Consider the following 15,473-nt stretch of genomic DNA (forward strand, 5'->3'; position numbering starts at 1 on the left):
GTCCCACCACCACCCGGCGAGGGTCCTACTACTAAGGGAAAGCAGAGCAACATGAGCGGTGGCGCTCCCGGCCGGCCGGGGTCATCCGCGGCGAGCACGTCCGTCACGTCGACCAAGATCGTGGTCGCGGGCGGGTTCGGTGTCGGCAAGACGACGTTCGTCGGGTCGGTGTCGGAGATCGTGCCGCTGACCACCGAGGCGGTGATGACCGAGGCCAGCATCGGCGTGGACGACCTGTCGGCCACACCGAACAAGATGACCACCACGGTGGCCATGGACTTCGGCCGGGTCTCACTGGACAGCGACCTGATCCTGTACCTGTTCGGCACACCCGGCCAGCACCGCTTCTGGTTCATGTGGGACGACCTGGTGAAGGGCGCGATCGGCGCGGTCGTGCTGGTCGACACCCGGCGACTCTCGGACGCGTTCGCCTCGATCGACTTCTTCGAGGACCGCGAGCTGCCGTACGTGGTGGGCGTGAACTGCTTCGACGGACTGCTGCACCACCGCATCGAGGACATCCGGGAGGCGCTGACGATCGACGAGTCGGTGCCGATCGTGCCCTGCGACGCGCGTAACCGGCAGTCCACCAAGCAGACGCTGATCACGTTGGTGCAGCACGCGATGATGCAGCCGACGTTCGCCTGAGGCGGTTTGCGCGGTCGAGGGGCCGCGGCCGGAAATTCGGTCGCGGCCCCTTTGGCGTGTAGGCCAGACTCGGGCGGATGTCCGATGCCTACGAAGACGAAGATCTGGCCGCCTACTACGACGTGATCAACCATCAGCGGGCGGATACCGACTTCTACCTGGAGCTGGTGCTGGCCGCCGATGCGGTGCTCGACGTCGGCTGCGGCACGGGCGTGTTGCTCAAAGAGGCACGCGCTGCCGGGCACTCCGGCCGGCTGGTGGGGTTGGACCCGGCTGAGGGGATGCTGGTCCAGGCACGTCGCGGTGACGGCGTGGACTGGGTGCGCGGTGATCTCGGCACGGTCGCGTTCGACGGCGAGTTCGACCTGGTCGTGATGACGGGGCACGTGTTCCAGGTCTTCCTCACCGATGACGAGGTGCGGGCGCAGTTCGCCGCCGTGCGTCGGGCGCTCAAGGCGGGTGGGCGATTCGCGTTCGAGACCCGGAACCCGGCGGTGAAGGCGTGGGAGAGGTGGATGCCCGAGTACGGGACGGACATCGTCGGTCCCGAGGGTGAGCGGGTGCGGGTGGAGCACTTCGTGGAGAGCGTGGAGAACGGGCTGGTGCGGATGAGCGAGACGTACAGCAGCCCGGACTGGCCGGAACCCCGTGTCGATCGGGGGACGTTGCGGTTCATGGAGGTGCGCGAACTCGACGCGTTGTTGGGCGAGACCGGGTTCGAGGTGGCCGAGCGCTATGGCTTGTGGGACCGCAGCGCGCTTACCGACACCAGTCGCGAGATCATCACGATCGCACGACCAGGTCCGCACCCGGCAGCTCGTCGTCGCTGATCACCAGCACGCCGGTTGCTTGCAGCAACGGTAGAATCGCGGCCAACGCCTTGCGCGCCAATGGTTCCGTCGGTGGTTTCGCCGGTTCTACGCCGTGCAGCACGTGACGCTCCACAACGGACAGTTCCGGTAGGGCGAACGTGATGCCGTGCAGCAGGCGGCGGACTCCCATGTCGGCCAACGTGGCGAGGTTGTCCTCCAGCGCGTCCAGGTCCCCGGCCAGGGTTCGCGCGGCCAGGCTGAGCCACAGCCACTGCGGCGGCAGCTCCGCGGTGCGCAACGCCTCCGCGACCTGCGCGGTCAGGTCCGGGTCGCGTGACTGGTCCGCGGACAGCCGCACCAGCACCGGCAGCTGTTCGGTGGCCGCGAACGCGCACGCCTCCTCCAGCACCCAGTCGGCCAGCTGACCGCTCAGGCCGAGGTCGTCGGCGAACCGCAGGCAGTCTTCGTGGGACACCGGGCCGGTCTCCGCCTCGTGCCACCGCAGCCGGACCGCCGACGCGACCTGCTCGCCGTCCTGTTCCACGGGCAGGTAGTCCAGCGCGATCTCGCCGTTCTGCAACGCGCCCGGCATCGTTGCGATCAGCGACAACCGGCTGCGGTCGCGGGCGTCCTGGCCGGCGTCGTAGATGCCCCACTGGCCCTTGCCGCCGCTCTCCGCGCGGCGCAGCGTGCTGTGCGCCTGGCGCAGCAACGCCATCGCGTCCGACCCGCGCGCCGACGTGCGGACGAAACCCATGCCCGCCGACACGCCCACGCCGTGCCCGGCCAGGAGCACCGGCTCGGTGAGCGCGGCCTCGATCGCCTTGGCCAGCGCGGAGATCCCCGGTGTGGTGGGGGAATCCTCGATCAGGACGACGAATTCGTCACCGCCGATGCGCGCGACCGTGGCGTTCTCGTCGGCCACCACGGCGGTCAGCCGCTGCGCCACCACCTTCAGCAGCTCGTCGCCGGACTCGTAGCCCAGGCCGTCGTTGACGATCGCGACGCTGTCCACGTCCAGGTAGCACAACGTGATCGAGCCCGGGCGGCTCAACACCTGCTCCAGCTTCGGCAGGAAGCTCTGCCGGTTCGGCAGGCCGGTCAGCACGTCGTGCAGGGCCTGGTGGCGCAGGTAGTCGCGCAGGACGCGCTGCTCGGTGGTGTCCTCGACCACGGCGACGTGCCACTGGGGCTGCCCGTCCAGGCCGCGTACGACGGACTGCGTGACGGTGGTCCACACCGGATCACCGTCGGCGTTGGCGAACTGCCGTTGCACGCGGCCGGGCTCGGTGGAGAACAACGTGGTCAGATCGGCGGCGGGCAGCATCGCTGTGACGGCCGGGTTGGCCCCCGCCAGTGCGCCGTTCACGTCGAAGACCGCGATTCCCGCGCGGGAATCGAGGAAGACCTGTTGGAACAGGGCCGGCAGTGCGGTTGTCCACGTTTCGTCGTCCGGGCGTGCGTCAGCGGCCGTAGAAGCGCTTCCATCGGCTGGGGTGGTGCGGCCGGGCTCGGTCATGTGGTGGGTCCGGCAGTGGGGAGGGAAGATCGGGTCAGGCGCATCTTCCGGACCCATGGCCACTGCCGTCAAGGCTTGCGGCGACCAGAAGTCCCGCCGCAGCGCTGAACGGCCGCGAAACGGCGGCGACGGGGGCTGTGGCGGGGGTGCGGCGGGGGTGCGGCAGGTTGCGGCAGGGTTGCGGCAGGGTCAGACCGCGATCCAGTCGGTCACCACGGTTGTGCCGTCCACCTCGAACCGGAACCGCACCGGACCCGAGGGGGGTGCGCCGAGCAGGAACATGCCGAGTTCGTCCAGGTCCGTCTCCTCCGCCGGTCCGGTCGGGGTGATCAGGAGCACCCGGCCCGGCCGTGCGGGCAGCACCTGGCCGGCGATACCCGCTTCGGTCACCTCCACCTGCACGGACACGCCCTCGGCGTCGAACACGAGCTGCCGCGCGGTCTGCGCCGCTCGCGCGCGGGCCGCCAGTTCCGTGTCCAGGACCGAGTCGTAGCTGGTCAACGCCATCAGTTCGGCGTCGACCGTGCGCCAGGTGAACGCGGCACGCGCGGCTTCGAGGATGTGCTCGGGCACGTTGTGTTCCTCGGCCAGCGCCTCCCGCAACTCCCGCAGCAGCACCTCATCGCTTTCCCACCCCGGATCGTCCCTCAACACCGAGCACACCTCCTCCGCCAACCGGTCGCGGGTCGACCAGCCGCAGCACCGCGGGAGTTTTCCGCAACTTGTCCAGGCACCTGATCCGGGTGGGCCCGATGCTGCCCACCGGCATCGCCAACTGCTCGCTGACTGCCGCGTAACTGGGCGGCGGGTCGGCCATGAGTTTGGTCAACAACACCTGGCACTGTTGTGAGAGCGATCGGAAGCCCTCGCGCAGCGCCTGCCGCCGTTCGGCGGCCTCCATCTCCTCGTCCAGGTCCGCGACCGCGTCGTCCGGGCTCACCGGCTCGTCCGCGGACAGCGGGTCGAACGGTTGGGTGCGCTGCTGGATACGCAGCATCCGCAGGCACTCGTTGCGGGTCGTCGTGGCGATCCAGCCGGGCAGCGCGTCCGCCTCGCGGAGCTTGCCGACCTGCTCCACCAGCCGCAACCACACCGTCTGGTTCACGTCCGCCGCGTCCGCGGGGCGCAACCGGTGCCGGTAGATCACCGCCAATACCAAGGGCGTGTAGCGCTCCACGATCTCGTTCCAGGCGCGCTGGTCGCCCTCCGCCGCCGCGGCCACCAGTGCGGCGATCGGGGATGCAGGGGTCACGTCCCCTCCTCTTGTCCAGGGGATGCTGCGCCTCCGCCCCGGTCTTCGCCGGCACGGACCCCAGCCGGGTCACGGACTTCGGATTCGTTGCTGCCACACACTACGGAGCGGCGACCCGGCCGGTAGATACACGCGGTGGGCAAGTACCGGCTATTCGACCAGAACGCCGTAGCCGGGGAAGAACTCGGGTTGGCCGCTGAGCAGTTTGTCCCGTGCGTCGATCGCGGACAGGCCGTGTTCGGTCATCGTGGCGGCGATGCGGCCGGCGACGTGAGGTGCGGCGAAGGAGGTGCCCAGCCAGTAGGCGAAGCGGTCGTAGAAGTCCGTGGGCAGGCCCGGCAGTTCCCAGCGGCCCTTGAGGAACGTGCTGGTTCGGTTGCCGACGGCGCACGCGTCCACCCAGTGGCCGTGGTTGGAGTAGCAGGCGGGGGTGCGGGTGCCGTCGCGTTCCTCGGCGACGGCGGCTACCGCGACGACGCCGTAGAGGGCGGCGGGCCAGCTGGGTCTGGTGGTGCCCTGGTTGCCGGCCGAGGCGACCACCACGATGTCGTCGGGGAGGTCGGCCAGCGCCCTGCGGATCGGTTCAGAGGCGGTGTCGTCCTGGGTGAAGCAGCCCATCGAGATGTTGATGATCCGGACCTTCTCGTCGAAGGTCGACAGGGCTCGGACGAAGTCCTCCTCGGTGCCCATGCCGTTGGGGTCGAGTGCCTTCTCCGGGTCGAAACGGACACCCGGCGCGGCTTGGCGGACCACGCCCGCGACGAACGTGCCGTGGCCGCCTTCGAGGGCGAACACGTCGTCGTGGGTGTAGGCGGCGTCGACCTCGTCGGTCTGGGGGATGAACGCGTCGCGCAGCCACAGGGGGTGGTCGGTCTCGGCGGTTCGGGAGATGCCCGTGTCGAGGATGCCGACGACTACGCCCTTGCCGTGCTCGGACGTGCTCTTGTCCGGGTCCGCCAGCGGTGTGCCGACGTGTGGGGGCTGGCCGGGGTGGCCGTGCATGTTGCCGCCGTGGCCGACCAGGACGTGGTGCGGTTGAACGAACGGGGTGCGCTGGCCGGGCCACTGCTTCGGGTCGCGCAGCAGGCGGACGATGTCGGGGATGTCGTCGGAATTGCGCGGCAGGATCAGCCGGCTCATGCCGGCGACGTCCTTGCCGCGGATGTTGTCGATGGTGTTCGCCCGCAGTTTCTGGCTCACCCGGTCGACGTCCTCGCGAATGGTCAGCAGCTCGCCGGCGACGAAGACGAATTCGCGTCCGCGCTCGGCGTGCAGCCGGTAGGTCTTGTGCTCGCGGATCGCCTGGTGGAAGGCACTTTGGTACAGCTCGGAGCGATTCGATGGTTCGGACACCGAGGCCTCGCAGCAACGTCGACGGGTGCTGAGCCCGAGCAAGCTACCACGGCGATCCTGGTAATAAGGTGGGTTCGTGGCAGGGGTTTCCGCCGCCGCAGCGCTGGAAGCCCGGCAACGGGATCCGCACGCGGCGATCGAGATGGGCCGTTCGGCGCTCAAAGCGGCCCGGGCGGTGGGTGACGCGGGGGAGGCGTCGATCGCGGAGCGCGCGATCGGGCTGTCGCTGCGCGAGTTGCACGACTTCGACGGCGCGCTGAGGCACCTGCGCCGGTCGATCCGGATCGCGGAGGGCGCGGGTTCGGCGCGGCTGGCGGCGTTGGCGCGGGTGAGCCTGGCGTTCGTGCTGTCCAACACCGGGCGGCACGCGCAGGCGCTGCGCACGGTCAACGCGGCGCTGCCCGAGCTGCGCGGCGGCGACGCGGACATCGCCCGCATGCAGCGCGGGCTGGTGCTGCACTACCTGTGCCGGTACGACGAGGCGCGGCGTGAGTACAACTGGGCCATCGACGCGGCCCGGCGCAGTGGCGACAAGCTCGGCGAGGCGCGTGCCCGCAACAACCGCGGACTGCTGCGCGCCTACACCGGGGGCCTGCGTGCGGCGGACGAGGACTTCGACCGGGCGGCCGTGCTCTACCGGGAGCTCGATCTCGAACTGGCCGTGGCGGACGTGCGGTGGAACGCGGGCATCTCCGCGTCACGGGCGGGTGACGTGCCGCGGGCGTTGACCATGTTCGCCGAGGCGGAGCACGAGTACCGGCGGCTGGAGGTGCCGCGGCCCGCGTTGCTGATCAACCGGCTGGAGCTGCTGGTGTCCGTGCCGTTGTTGGAGGAGGCACGGGCGGCGGCCGACCGGGCGTTGGAGGAGCTGGGCGGCGATCTGGTGCTGGCCCGGTCGGAGGCGTTGTTCTACCGGGCCCGGATCGCCCTGCTGGAGGGTGACCTGGAGCGGGCCGTGGAGATGGCGGTGGCGGCGCGCAAGGGGTTCCGTCGGGAGAAGCGCGAGGTGTGGGAGGCGGGCGCGCGGCACCTGGAGCTGCGTGCGGCGTACCTGAGCGGGCAGCGGACCAGGGCGTTGGTGACGGCGTTGACGCGGGTGGCGTCCCGGTTGGACGCGCTCGGCTGGCCGATGGCGGGGTTGGAGGCGCGGGTCGACGCGGCGCTGATCGCCCGGGAACTCGGCGACCGGGCACGTGCGGTGGCGGAGTTGACGACGGCGGGCGCGGCCCGGCGCGGCGGACCGGCGGCGCACCGGGTGCAGGGCTGGTACGCCGAGGCGTTGCGGCGTGGCCTGCTCGGCAACGCGCGTGGCGCGCAGATCGCGTTGCGGCGCGGGCTGGTGCTGCTGGACGAGTACCGGGTGTCGCTGGGTGCGTTGGAGCTGCGGGCGTTGAGCGGCGCCCAGGGCAAGGCGTTGGCGTTGGAAGGCCTGCGGACGGCGGTGGCCGGCGGACAGGCGGGGCGGGTGTTGTCGTGGGCCGAGGCGTGGCGGGCGGGCGCGCTGCGGATGACGCCGGCCCGGCCTCCGGAGGACTCCGGGCTGGCCGACGCGCTGGCGGAGCTGCGGGCGGTGACGGCGGACCTGGAGGCGGCGTCCACGGCGGGCCGGCCTGCGGCGGCGTTGCGGCAGCGGCAGGTGCGCGGTGAGCAGCGGGTGCGCGAGCTGACCCGGCAGACCAGCGGCGGCGGCGCGGTGTTCAAGCCGCCGGCCGTGGGGGACCTGGCGCGGGCGTTGGGCTCGTCGGCGTTGGTGGAGTACATCGACCACGACGGTGCGCTGCTGGCCGTGGTGGTGGCGGGCGGCCGGGCGTCGCTGCACCGGCTCGGGCCGTTGGACGGCGCGCTGCGCGAGGTGCGGTTGCTGCGGTTCGCCCTGCACCGGCTCGTGACGCTGCCTGAACACCTCGACCGGACGGCGGTGCGCGCGGGCGCGGAACACGCGGCCGGGCTGTTGCAGATCAGACTGCTGGACCCGCTGCGCCGCCGCCTCGACGACCGGCCGCTGGTGATCGCGCCGACCGGGCGACTGGGCGGCCTGCCGTGGTCGGCGCTGCCCGCGTGCCGGGGCCGTTCGGTGACGGTGGTGCCGTCGGCCACGGTGTGGCTGCGTGCTGCGACATCCACCCTCGTTTCACACGACCGGGCGGTCTTGGCCGCAGGACCGCGATTGCCGGCCGCGCCGACGGAGATCTCCGCCATCTCGCCATTGGCCGGTTCGGCGTCGGTGCTGGTGGGCGCGGAGGCGACCGTCGACGCCGTGGCGTCCGCGATGGACGGCGCACCCCTGGCGCACGTGGCCGCACACGGCTCGTTCCGCGCGGACAACCCGCTGTTCTCGGCGTTGGAACTGGCCGACGGCCCGCTGACGGTCTACGACCTGGAACGCCTCCGCACCCCGCCCGCGCGGGTCGTGCTGTCGGCGTGCGACACGGGCCTGTCCGCGGTGCGACCGGGCGACGAACTCATGGGCTTCACCGCCGCACTGCTAGGACTGGGCACCCGGACCCTGGTTGCGCCGGTTGTTCCGGTTCCCGCCGAGATCACCACACCCCTGATGGTCGACCTGCACCGCAGACTGGGCAAAGGCGACTCGCCCGCGGTGGCGTTGGCGGGCGCGCAGGAGGCACACCGGGAGAACGGCGACGCCGCGTTCGCCGCCGGCGCCGGCTTTCTGTGCTTCGGCGCCTGATTGCTCCGGCGATGACCCTCGTCAGAGCGTGGCTGTTTGCCGGACCCACCCTCGGGCGCTGAAGGCGGTTTCGGTGACGTAGGCGCGGATGCCTGCGGCCGGGTAGTCGATGAGCCGGTCGGGGAGCGCGTCGAGCGGGAACCAGCGCACCGCCGAGCACTTGTCGGGTTCCCGGTTGGTGGGCGTGCCGGTCCAGCGCCGGGCTTCGAAGAAGAGGCCAAGGCGAGGTTCGGGCCCGGAGCCGTTGACGTGGAGGGTGTGGACCAGGCGCAGGTCGGCGGGATCGAGGTGGACGCCGACTTCCTCCTCGGCTTCGCGGACGGCGGCGTCGAGGACCGACTCGCCCGCGTCGAGCTTGCCGGAGGGCAGGTGCCAGAGGCCGTCGAAGATCGGGTTGGTGTCCCGGCGCCGGGTGAGCAACACGTCGTTGTCGCGCACCAGGAGCACGTGGACGTCGATCAGGTGGCGGTCGGCCATGGGTCCTCACGGGCGTGTTCACGTGGTCTGGGACCCGGCGCAGCTTACGCGGTGGGTGATTCGTCCGTCGGGGTGGCCGCCAGTTGGACTACTCGCCTGATGATCAAGTCGTTGACCTGCGATGTTGTGTTCTTCGCCGTGTCGATCGCGAGTATCGGATAACCGCGTTCGGTCAGGCGACGGGTGGTGTCGGTGTACAGCTCTGCTTCCGCCTGACTGGTGGTGACGCCGGCCTCGAAGCGGCTGTGCGCGCCGCGTCTGTCGATTCGGCGGGCGGTGACCTCGGGGTCGGCGGTGAGGATGACGGCGAGGTCCGGCGTCTCGGCTGCGGTGTTGATGGCCTCGATGAAGGCGATCGGGACGCCGTCCATGCGTTGCAGCCCATAGGAGGATGCGACGTAGCGGTCGCACAGCACGATCCGGCCTGCGGCCAGCTGTGGGCGGATCTCGGTGGCGAGGTGGTGATAGCGGTCGGCCGCCACCAGACAGGCGAGGGCATGGCCGGAATAGGTGTCGGTGCCGTGGCGGGCGATTTCACCGAGTTGGGCGCGGGACGGCTCAGTGGTGGTGTGCACGGCGTAGCCCCGTCGCGTGAGCTGGTGGTGCAGGTCTCGTGTGGTTGTGGTCTTGCCCGCGCCACCGGGGCCATCGATGGTCACGAAGACGCCGTGGCGGCCGGTCATGCTGCGGGTTTCCGAGCGTGCTGTTCGCGGGCGAGGGCGACGAGTTGGGTGCGGACGTGGTCGATGGGTGCCTCGGAGAGTTGCAGGTTGATCGAGAAGTTGAACTCGTCGCGTTCGCGCATGGACTCGTCGATGCCTTCGCTGGTGAGGTCGACGGGGCTGTAGTCGAGCAGTTGGTCGGTGGTGTAGCGGCCGGTGGCCATGAGGCGGTGCCAGTCGGGCGTGCCGGGGTAGGGGCGGTACTCGAAGGCGGGATCGCGTTCCTGCTCAACGGCAACATGCTGGTCGGGGTGCGTGGTGACGACATGATCGCCCGGGTGGGGCCGGACGCGGCGGAGGTGTGCCTTGCGCTGCCGGGGACCAGGGTCTTCGACATGACAGGGAAGGTGATGCGGGGGTGGGTGGTGGTGGACGGGGCGGTGTTGGACGAGGACTCGGGGTTGGCGGACTGGATCGGTCGGGCGCGGGAGTTCGTGGAGACGCTGCCGCCCAAGTAGGTTTGTCGGATGGACGAGGTCGATCGCGGGGACGACGTTCGGCGCGTGGACGCGCGGGACATGCTGGCCGTGGCGGTGGCCGAAGCGCGGGCCGGGCTGGCCGAGGGCGGGATTCCGATCGGTGCGGCGCTGTTCGCGGCCGACGGGACGCTGCTGGGGCGCGGGCACAACCGGCGGGTGCAGGACGGGGACGCGTCCACCCATGCGGAGACGGCCGCGTTCCGCAATGCGGGGCGTCGGGCGGGCTACCGGGGCACGGTCATGGTCACCACGTTGTCGCCCTGCTGGTATTGCAGCGGGCTCGTTCGCCAGTTCGGGATACCCCATGTGGTGATCGGGGAAGCGCGGACGTTCCACGGCGGTCACGACTGGTTGGCCGAGCACGGGGTGCAAATCACCCTTCTGGACGACCCCGAGTGTGCCCGGATGATGACGGACTTCATCGCCGCCAAGCCGGAACTGTGGTTCGAGGACATCGGCAAGGATTAGGGGTCGGCGCCCAGCGTTAACGCGGCGGGCCGCACGCGGAAATGATTCCGACACGGGGCGTGGCCAATATCAGCGGGCATGGAACGTTGGCACGTCGACGAATCCCTGGATTCCCTGGTGCTGGACGAAGGCGCGGTGGCGGTGGAGGTGCCCGCCAGCTGGGGCGCCGAGGTCAGTCACCAACTGCGCTCGGCCGGCCCGCTCGGACCGATCCTGGCCATCCCCGGACCGCGGCTGCGCTGGCTGTTCCTGGCCAGACCCGACCCCGAACCCGCGCCGCGGTACGTGCTGCCACCGGACGTTCGCTACTGGCACGGCCCCGGCCGCGTCCCGGCGGCCGAGTCGAGGTGGGTCGTCCCCCCGGCGGGCGCACTGCCCCCGGTGGGGGCCGTGCGCTGCGCCATCAGGACGGTCCGCCGGTTCTTGTAGAACACCGGTTCTCGTAGAACGGGGTCCCTGGAACCGGGGGTCCCTGGAACCGGGTCCCTGGAACCGGGTCCCTAGAACCGGGTCCCTAGAACCGGGTCAACGCCTCGTCGACGGAACCGACGACGGTGAACACCGAGTTCAGGCCGGTTGCCTCGATCGGCCGCTGGGTCGCCCGACTCGTCGCCACCAGCACCAGCGCGATGCCGAGGTCTCGCGCCCGCTGACTGCCGACGACCAGCGACTCCAGTCCGGCCGAGCCGAGGAAGCGCACCCCGCCCAGGTCCACCACCACGGCCCGCACGTTCTCGACCAGGTGCTCCTTGAGCGGCCTGGCCAACTCCTCCGCGCTGCTCGTGTCCAACTCACCGGACACGTGCAGCACCACCACGCCGTCCGAGGGTCTGTCGACCCGCACGGAAGCGAGCGTTGCCGCGGGTTCTGGCACGCCGGTTCTCCTCTCACTCAGCGACGCCGGCGCGGCGTCGACACTTCACGGTAGTCCTCAACGGGCGTCGTCGACCGTTTCGGCCAGCACCAGATCCACCAGGTCACGGGCGTCGGACGAGGCCCCGAACGCCCGGCGCTGACGGGCCGCGCCGCTGCCGTGCGCGTCCAGCCACGCCACATGATCCTCCACAGTGGACAGAGCAGCGGCGTCGCCGAGCGCGTCCGCGCACCACGCCACCAGTTCGGCCACGCGTTCCCGCGCCTGCACCAGGTGGCCGGTGTACGGGTCCGCGGCCAAGCCGTCCACGCCGTCGCGCGCGGCACGCCAGTAGGCGGCGCGCAGCAATACGTCGTCCACCCGTTCAGGTTCACCCGATTCGGCGGCGGTGCGGGCGAACGCCCGGATGATCTCGGCGATGACGACGGCCTCGCGCGCCGTCATCGGGATGTCCGCCACCCGCACCTCGACCGTCGGGTGCTGCTCGGACGGGCGGACGTCCCAGTAGACCATCCCGGTGTCGAGCAGCACCTCGGTCGATTCCAGGGCGCTGACCAGCCGGTCGTACTCGTCGGCGGAGTCCAGGTGCGGCGGCGGGCCGCTGATCGGCCAGCGCGACCACACGATCGAACGCCAACTCGCGTACCCGGTGTCCTCGGCCTGCTCGATCGGGGAGTTCACGCTCAACGCGAGCAGCGTCGGCAGCCACGGCCGCAGGGCGTTCGAGATGCGCACCGCGACGTCCCGGTCCGGCACGCCGACGTGGACGTGCATTCCGCACACGCCCTGACCGCCGATGATCTTGCGGTGCGTGTGCTCCATCAGTCGGTAGCGGCGGTCGTCGGTGCCCGGCGGCGGTCCGAGCGTGCCGATCGGGGGGATCGCGGCGGCCATCAGCCGGCAGCCCGCCGCGTGCGCGGCCTTCGCCAGCTGGGTGCGGCCGAGCATCACCTGTTCGGCCAACTCCTCGGCCGTCGAGCACACCGGGGTGGCGACCTCGATCTGGAACGGCGTCAACTCGCGCTGCACGTCGAGGCCGGCTCCCGCGTGCTGCGCGACCGACTCGGCCAGCGGCACGGGTCGGCGCGACTCCGGGTCGACGAGCAGGAACTCCTGTTCGACACCCACGGTCCACGGTTCCCTCATGCCGGTCCCATACCCACTCGGCGGCGGGTTCAACCACGGTGTTGCGGTTGGTTTGCCGAACGGGTTTCCCGATCGAGGTGTCCGGGAATCTGCCCGCCGTGAGACTGCGCCGCAGCGACCCGTCCGGCCCCGGCTGGCACCGCCGTGCCCGCGGGCGGGGGTTCAGCTACACCGACGCCGAGGGCGCGCCGGTGGACGCCGAGGCGGTGGAGCGCATCAAAGCCCTGGTCATCCCGCCCGCGTGGCGCGACGTGTGGGTGTGCCCGTACTCGAACGGCCACATCCAGGCGGTGGGTACGGACGCGGCGGGGCGTCGCCAGTACCTGTACCACGAGCGGTGGCGGCAGGACCGGGACGAGGAGAAGCACGACCGGGTGCTGGCGTTGGCGCCCGCGCTGCCCGCGTTCCGGGCGGAGGTGGCGCGCGAGTTGGGCGGGCGGGGGCGGTCGCGGGAACGGGTGCTCGCGGTGGCGTTGGCGGTGCTCGACCGGGGCGTGTTCCGGGTGGGTGGGGAGACGTACGCGGCGGACAACGGGACGCACGGCGTGGCCACGCTGCTGTGCTCGCACGTGACCGTGCGCGGTTCCATTGTGGACTTCTGCTATCCGGCGAAGGGCGGTATCGAGTTCACCACGTCGGTGGAGGACGCGGCGGTGGCGCGGGCGGCGAAGTCGTTGCTGCGCGGGCGATCCGGTGAGGACCGGCTGCTGGCGGATGCCGGTGGGCACCAGATCGGGTCGGATGATGTGAACGAGCGGTTCAAGGAGTTGGTGGGCGCGGAGTTCTCGGTGAAGGACCTGCGGACGTGGCACGCGACGGTGTTGGCCGCGGCGGCGTTCGCGCGCGAGGGGCGGCCGGAATCGCAGCGCGGGCGCAAGCGCGTGGAGGCCGTGGTGATGCGGGAAGTGGCCGAGCACTTGGGAAACACGCCCGCGGTGGCGCGGAAGTCCTACGTCGATCCGAGGGTGGTGCGGCTGTTCCACGAGGGGGTGATGATCAAACCGAAGTCGGCCGATCGTGAGACAGTGGAACGCGCGGTCTTGCGGATGCTCCGGAAGTCCCGCAACACGCCCACCCGCAACACGATCGGGTGATCATAACCCGACAACCTAAGGAAACGCTGTTATTTTACTTTTGAAACGTCGGTCAAAACCAAGAGGAGCCCCGAGGCCACCACCCCACGTCCACCGCCCACCACCACCCCCTCGCGAAGCAGCCCAAGAACCCGCGAAGCCCGCCACTCACCCACTGAACAGCTCGCCCGCCTACTGAGCAGCTCGCTCACCGGTTGAGCAGCCCGCCCGCCCACTGACCAGCTCGCTCACCCGATGACCAGCCCACCCGCCGGTTGAGCAGCCCACCGGCTGAGTAGCTCGCTCACCCGGGAAGCAGCCCACTCACGCGCGAAGCAGTGCCCCGACGTCCTCGTGCAGCCGGACCGCCCCGCCCACGAGCACGATCTCGGCCCCGCACTCCACCGCCCGCAACGGCAGCACCTCGTCTGCCCGGCCGCCGTCGACCTCGCGTGAGCCGACCAGGGTGTCGGTGAGCAGCAACGTCTCGACCCGGCCGGCCTTCAGTTCTCGCTCCACGGCCTCCAGGCCGTGCACCGCGCGTCCGGTGAGCCGGGTGGACTCGTCCCGGAACCGCTCGACCACCACGCGTCGCGCGTCCTGGTTCGCTCGGCCGGCCAGGTGCAGGACCGCGCGGTCGGGTGGTCCCTCCACCTCGACCACCAAGTGGTGGTAGCGGGTTGGCAGCGCTACGCGCAGGGACCGGCGGCCGGCCAGTGGGCCGGCGAGCACCAGTAGTGGCGCGCCTAGTCGGTCTACCAGTGCGGTGGCTTCCTCGGCGACGTCTGCCAGTTCCTCCGCGTCCAGTCGCCGGCCGGGTCGGCGTGCGCCTACTGATGCCACGGCTACTGGTCGGCCGGTGGGGTCTACGCCGCGCAGGTCTGCACCGTGCTCGCCGACTTGGACGACCACGTGCGGCAGCAGGGGTTCGGACAGCTCGATCAGTGGCAGGAAGTAGGGGAGTGGGCCGGTGCGTGCGGTGTAGCCGGTGGGGGGTACGGGGACGTACCGGTCCACCAGGACCTGTCCGCCGCCCACGATCAGGCTGCGGCCAGCTAGGCCGCGTGGTGTCACGCCGGAGGTGATCGCCCTGTGTGCCAAGGCCATTAGGTACGGGTCGGCCGCCATTGCCTGTAGTTGGTCGCGCATCGCCCGCCACCGCAGGTCCACGTGGTCGCCCACGTCGAGGAACACAGAGATGAAAGGGCCCTCGATGTCGACCAGGTTGTGCAGGCTCGCCGTGTGCATCGATCCTCCCCGCTCGGGTCACTGGGGAGATACCCGAAAGGGGAGTGGTGCAACCGCCTTCACCTCGGTGACAGTGCGTCGGCGTGGCGGGAAACGCGGCAGGGGAAGTGGTAGGGGAGTGGCTGGGGAGTGGCTGAGAAGTGCTTTGGTGCGATATCGGGGAAGTGCTCGATGAGGTCGGAAGGGGGGCGGTGCAACGCTGAGGGGGTGGTGTGGCAGGGCTGAGGGGGTGTGGTGTGGGAGGGCTGAGGGGGTGGTGTGGGAGGAAGGCTGGTCAGCGGGAGCCGGCGCGGCGGGCTTGCTGTTCGCACCACGCGCAGCTCTCGGCCACCGCGACGGACGCGAAGCCGACCAGCAGGTGCACCACGTTGCCCACGATGCCGGCGTCCATCGCGCTGCCGGCCTCACCCACGCCGAACGCGAAAACGATCAGGAACACCACGCCCATCAACGTCGCCACGAGCCGGGCCACGCGGGTGCGCACCGCGGCCGCGCCGATCACCAACCCGGTCACCACGTGCAGCACCCCCAACGGCGTCTCGCTGCGCGCGAAGTCGGCCAACCCCCACAGCACCAGCATCGTCCCCAGGAGCAGGGCCGTCCGCTGCGGCCACGCGAGTCCCGTCAGGCTTGTCACCACCGCGACCACCTCTTCGCCTCGCCGGATGACCGTCCGGTCACCGTCCGCCAACCGTCCGCCAACCGTCACTGAG

At 70.7% G+C, this 15,473-nt stretch carries 18 protein-coding genes; 7 read left to right on the plus strand and 11 right to left on the minus strand.

Annotation, left to right across the window (positions count from 1 at the left end):
- Window positions 1–51 precede the first annotated feature (51 nt).
- On the plus strand, window positions 52–648 hold the full coding sequence (locus ALI22I_RS16360; protein WP_077006363.1) for a GTP-binding protein: 597 nt from the start codon (window positions 52–54) through the stop codon (window positions 646–648).
- A 77-nt stretch (window positions 649–725) separates the two neighbouring features.
- Window positions 726–1,478, plus strand: a complete 753-nt coding sequence (locus tag ALI22I_RS16365; RefSeq protein ID WP_077006364.1) for a class I SAM-dependent methyltransferase — start codon at window positions 726–728, stop codon at window positions 1,476–1,478.
- Here the strand turns inward: ALI22I_RS16365 and ALI22I_RS16370 are convergent.
- The 4 genes from ALI22I_RS16370 to ALI22I_RS16385 all read right to left on the minus strand — a co-directional run bounded on the left by ALI22I_RS16370 (window position 1,432) and on the right by ALI22I_RS16385 (window position 5,584).
- Window positions 1,432–2,829 carry a diguanylate cyclase domain-containing protein gene (locus ALI22I_RS16370; protein ID WP_238598398.1) on the minus strand — a complete coding sequence of 466 codons (1,398 nt, stop codon included), beginning with the start codon at window positions 2,827–2,829 and terminating at the stop codon, window positions 1,432–1,434. The genes ALI22I_RS16365 and ALI22I_RS16370 overlap by 47 nt on opposite strands.
- Window positions 2,830–3,168: 339 nt before the next feature.
- Window positions 3,169–3,633 (minus strand): hypothetical protein, encoded by a 465-nt coding sequence (locus tag ALI22I_RS16375; RefSeq protein WP_238598399.1) that lies wholly within the window; start codon window positions 3,631–3,633, stop codon window positions 3,169–3,171.
- Window positions 3,599–4,231, minus strand: coding sequence for an RNA polymerase sigma factor (locus ALI22I_RS16380; protein ID WP_077006366.1), 633 nt, complete (start codon window positions 4,229–4,231; stop codon window positions 3,599–3,601). The genes ALI22I_RS16375 and ALI22I_RS16380 overlap by 35 nt, the downstream gene beginning before the upstream one ends.
- 150 nt (window positions 4,232–4,381) lie before the next feature.
- Window positions 4,382–5,584: a S8 family peptidase gene (locus tag ALI22I_RS16385; protein WP_077006367.1), complete on the minus strand. Its 1,203-nt coding sequence runs from the start codon at window positions 5,582–5,584 to the stop codon at window positions 4,382–4,384.
- Window positions 5,585–5,660: 76 nt separating this feature from the next.
- Between ALI22I_RS16385 and ALI22I_RS16390 the strand changes: the two genes are divergently transcribed.
- The gene (locus ALI22I_RS16390) at window positions 5,661–8,273 is read left to right on the plus strand and encodes a CHAT domain-containing protein (RefSeq protein ID WP_083751765.1); all 2,613 of its coding nucleotides are present in this window, start codon (window positions 5,661–5,663) and stop codon (window positions 8,271–8,273) included.
- Window positions 8,274–8,294: 21 nt separating this feature from the next.
- Here ALI22I_RS16390 and ALI22I_RS16395 read toward each other — a convergent pair whose 3' ends face one another.
- Genes ALI22I_RS16395 through ALI22I_RS16405 form a run of 3 tightly spaced genes read right to left on the minus strand, consistent with a single transcriptional unit; the run spans window position 8,295 to window position 9,636 of the window.
- Complete coding sequence (locus ALI22I_RS16395) at window positions 8,295–8,750, minus strand: NUDIX hydrolase (RefSeq protein ID WP_077006368.1); 456 nt, start codon at window positions 8,748–8,750, stop codon at window positions 8,295–8,297.
- 44 nt (window positions 8,751–8,794) lie between these two features.
- The gene (gene tmk, locus ALI22I_RS16400) at window positions 8,795–9,409 is read right to left on the minus strand and encodes a dTMP kinase (RefSeq protein ID WP_238598400.1); all 615 of its coding nucleotides are present in this window, start codon (window positions 9,407–9,409) and stop codon (window positions 8,795–8,797) included.
- Between the two features lie 20 nt (window positions 9,410–9,429).
- On the minus strand, window positions 9,430–9,636 hold the full coding sequence (locus tag ALI22I_RS16405) for a radical SAM protein (protein WP_077006370.1): 207 nt from the start codon (window positions 9,634–9,636) through the stop codon (window positions 9,430–9,432).
- A gap of 6 nt (window positions 9,637–9,642) precedes the next feature.
- On the opposite strand from ALI22I_RS16405, the gene ALI22I_RS16410 reads away from it, so the two are divergent.
- The 3 genes from ALI22I_RS16410 (at window position 9,643) to ALI22I_RS16420 (ending at window position 10,848) form a co-directional block, all read left to right on the plus strand.
- Window positions 9,643–9,930 carry a TfoX/Sxy family protein gene (locus tag ALI22I_RS16410; protein WP_202970992.1) on the plus strand — a complete coding sequence of 96 codons (288 nt, stop codon included), beginning with the start codon at window positions 9,643–9,645 and terminating at the stop codon, window positions 9,928–9,930.
- A 9-nt stretch (window positions 9,931–9,939) separates the two neighbouring features.
- Complete coding sequence (locus ALI22I_RS16415) at window positions 9,940–10,419, plus strand: nucleoside deaminase (RefSeq protein WP_238598401.1); 480 nt, start codon at window positions 9,940–9,942, stop codon at window positions 10,417–10,419.
- A gap of 78 nt (window positions 10,420–10,497) precedes the next feature.
- Window positions 10,498–10,848 (plus strand): hypothetical protein, encoded by a 351-nt coding sequence (locus ALI22I_RS16420; protein ID WP_077006371.1) that lies wholly within the window; start codon window positions 10,498–10,500, stop codon window positions 10,846–10,848.
- A gap of 85 nt (window positions 10,849–10,933) precedes the next feature.
- Here ALI22I_RS16420 and ALI22I_RS16425 read toward each other — a convergent pair whose 3' ends face one another.
- Both ALI22I_RS16425 and ALI22I_RS16430 read right to left on the minus strand, forming a co-directional pair.
- A complete protein-coding gene (locus ALI22I_RS16425; RefSeq protein WP_077006529.1) occupies window positions 10,934–11,263 on the minus strand; it encodes an STAS domain-containing protein in 330 nt (109 codons plus the stop codon).
- A gap of 87 nt (window positions 11,264–11,350) precedes the next feature.
- A complete protein-coding gene (locus ALI22I_RS16430) occupies window positions 11,351–12,439 on the minus strand; it encodes a carboxylate-amine ligase (protein ID WP_077006372.1) in 1,089 nt (362 codons plus the stop codon).
- A 98-nt stretch (window positions 12,440–12,537) separates the two neighbouring features.
- On the opposite strand from ALI22I_RS16430, the gene ALI22I_RS16435 reads away from it, so the two are divergent.
- The gene (locus tag ALI22I_RS16435) at window positions 12,538–13,533 is read left to right on the plus strand and encodes a DNA topoisomerase IB (protein ID WP_077006373.1); all 996 of its coding nucleotides are present in this window, start codon (window positions 12,538–12,540) and stop codon (window positions 13,531–13,533) included.
- Window positions 13,534–13,836: 303 nt separating this feature from the next.
- Here the strand turns inward: ALI22I_RS16435 and ALI22I_RS16440 are convergent, their stop codons facing one another.
- Complete coding sequence (locus tag ALI22I_RS16440) at window positions 13,837–14,760, minus strand: hypothetical protein (protein WP_077006374.1); 924 nt, start codon at window positions 14,758–14,760, stop codon at window positions 13,837–13,839.
- Between the two features lie 274 nt (window positions 14,761–15,034).
- Entirely contained in the window at window positions 15,035–15,469 is a 435-nt protein-coding gene (locus ALI22I_RS16445) for a hypothetical protein (protein WP_077006375.1), read from the minus strand.
- Window positions 15,470–15,473 lie beyond the last annotated feature (4 nt).

This window comes from Saccharothrix sp. ALI-22-I (assembly GCF_001984175.1).
Classification (GTDB): domain Bacteria; phylum Actinomycetota; class Actinomycetes; order Mycobacteriales; family Pseudonocardiaceae; genus Actinosynnema.

Excerpts from the sequence above, each read along its gene's own strand:
- ALI22I_RS16360 (WP_077006363.1), top strand. The coding sequence starts at position 52 with ATGAGCGGTGGCGCTCCCGGCCGGCCGGGGTCATCCGCGGCGAGCACG.
- ALI22I_RS16440 (WP_077006374.1), bottom strand. The coding sequence starts at position 14,760 with ATGCACACGGCGAGCCTGCACAACCTGGTCGACATCGAGGGCCCTTTC.
- ALI22I_RS16420 (WP_077006371.1), top strand. The coding sequence starts at position 10,498 with ATGGAACGTTGGCACGTCGACGAATCCCTGGATTCCCTGGTGCTGGAC.
- ALI22I_RS16405 (WP_077006370.1), bottom strand. The coding sequence starts at position 9,636 with ATGGCCACCGGCCGCTACACCACCGACCAACTGCTCGACTACAGCCCC.
- ALI22I_RS16430 (WP_077006372.1), bottom strand. The coding sequence starts at position 12,439 with ATGAGGGAACCGTGGACCGTGGGTGTCGAACAGGAGTTCCTGCTCGTC.
- ALI22I_RS16395 (WP_077006368.1), bottom strand. The coding sequence starts at position 8,750 with ATGGCCGACCGCCACCTGATCGACGTCCACGTGCTCCTGGTGCGCGAC.
- ALI22I_RS16415 (WP_238598401.1), top strand. The coding sequence starts at position 9,940 with ATGGACGAGGTCGATCGCGGGGACGACGTTCGGCGCGTGGACGCGCGG.
- ALI22I_RS16365 (WP_077006364.1), top strand. The coding sequence starts at position 726 with ATGTCCGATGCCTACGAAGACGAAGATCTGGCCGCCTACTACGACGTG.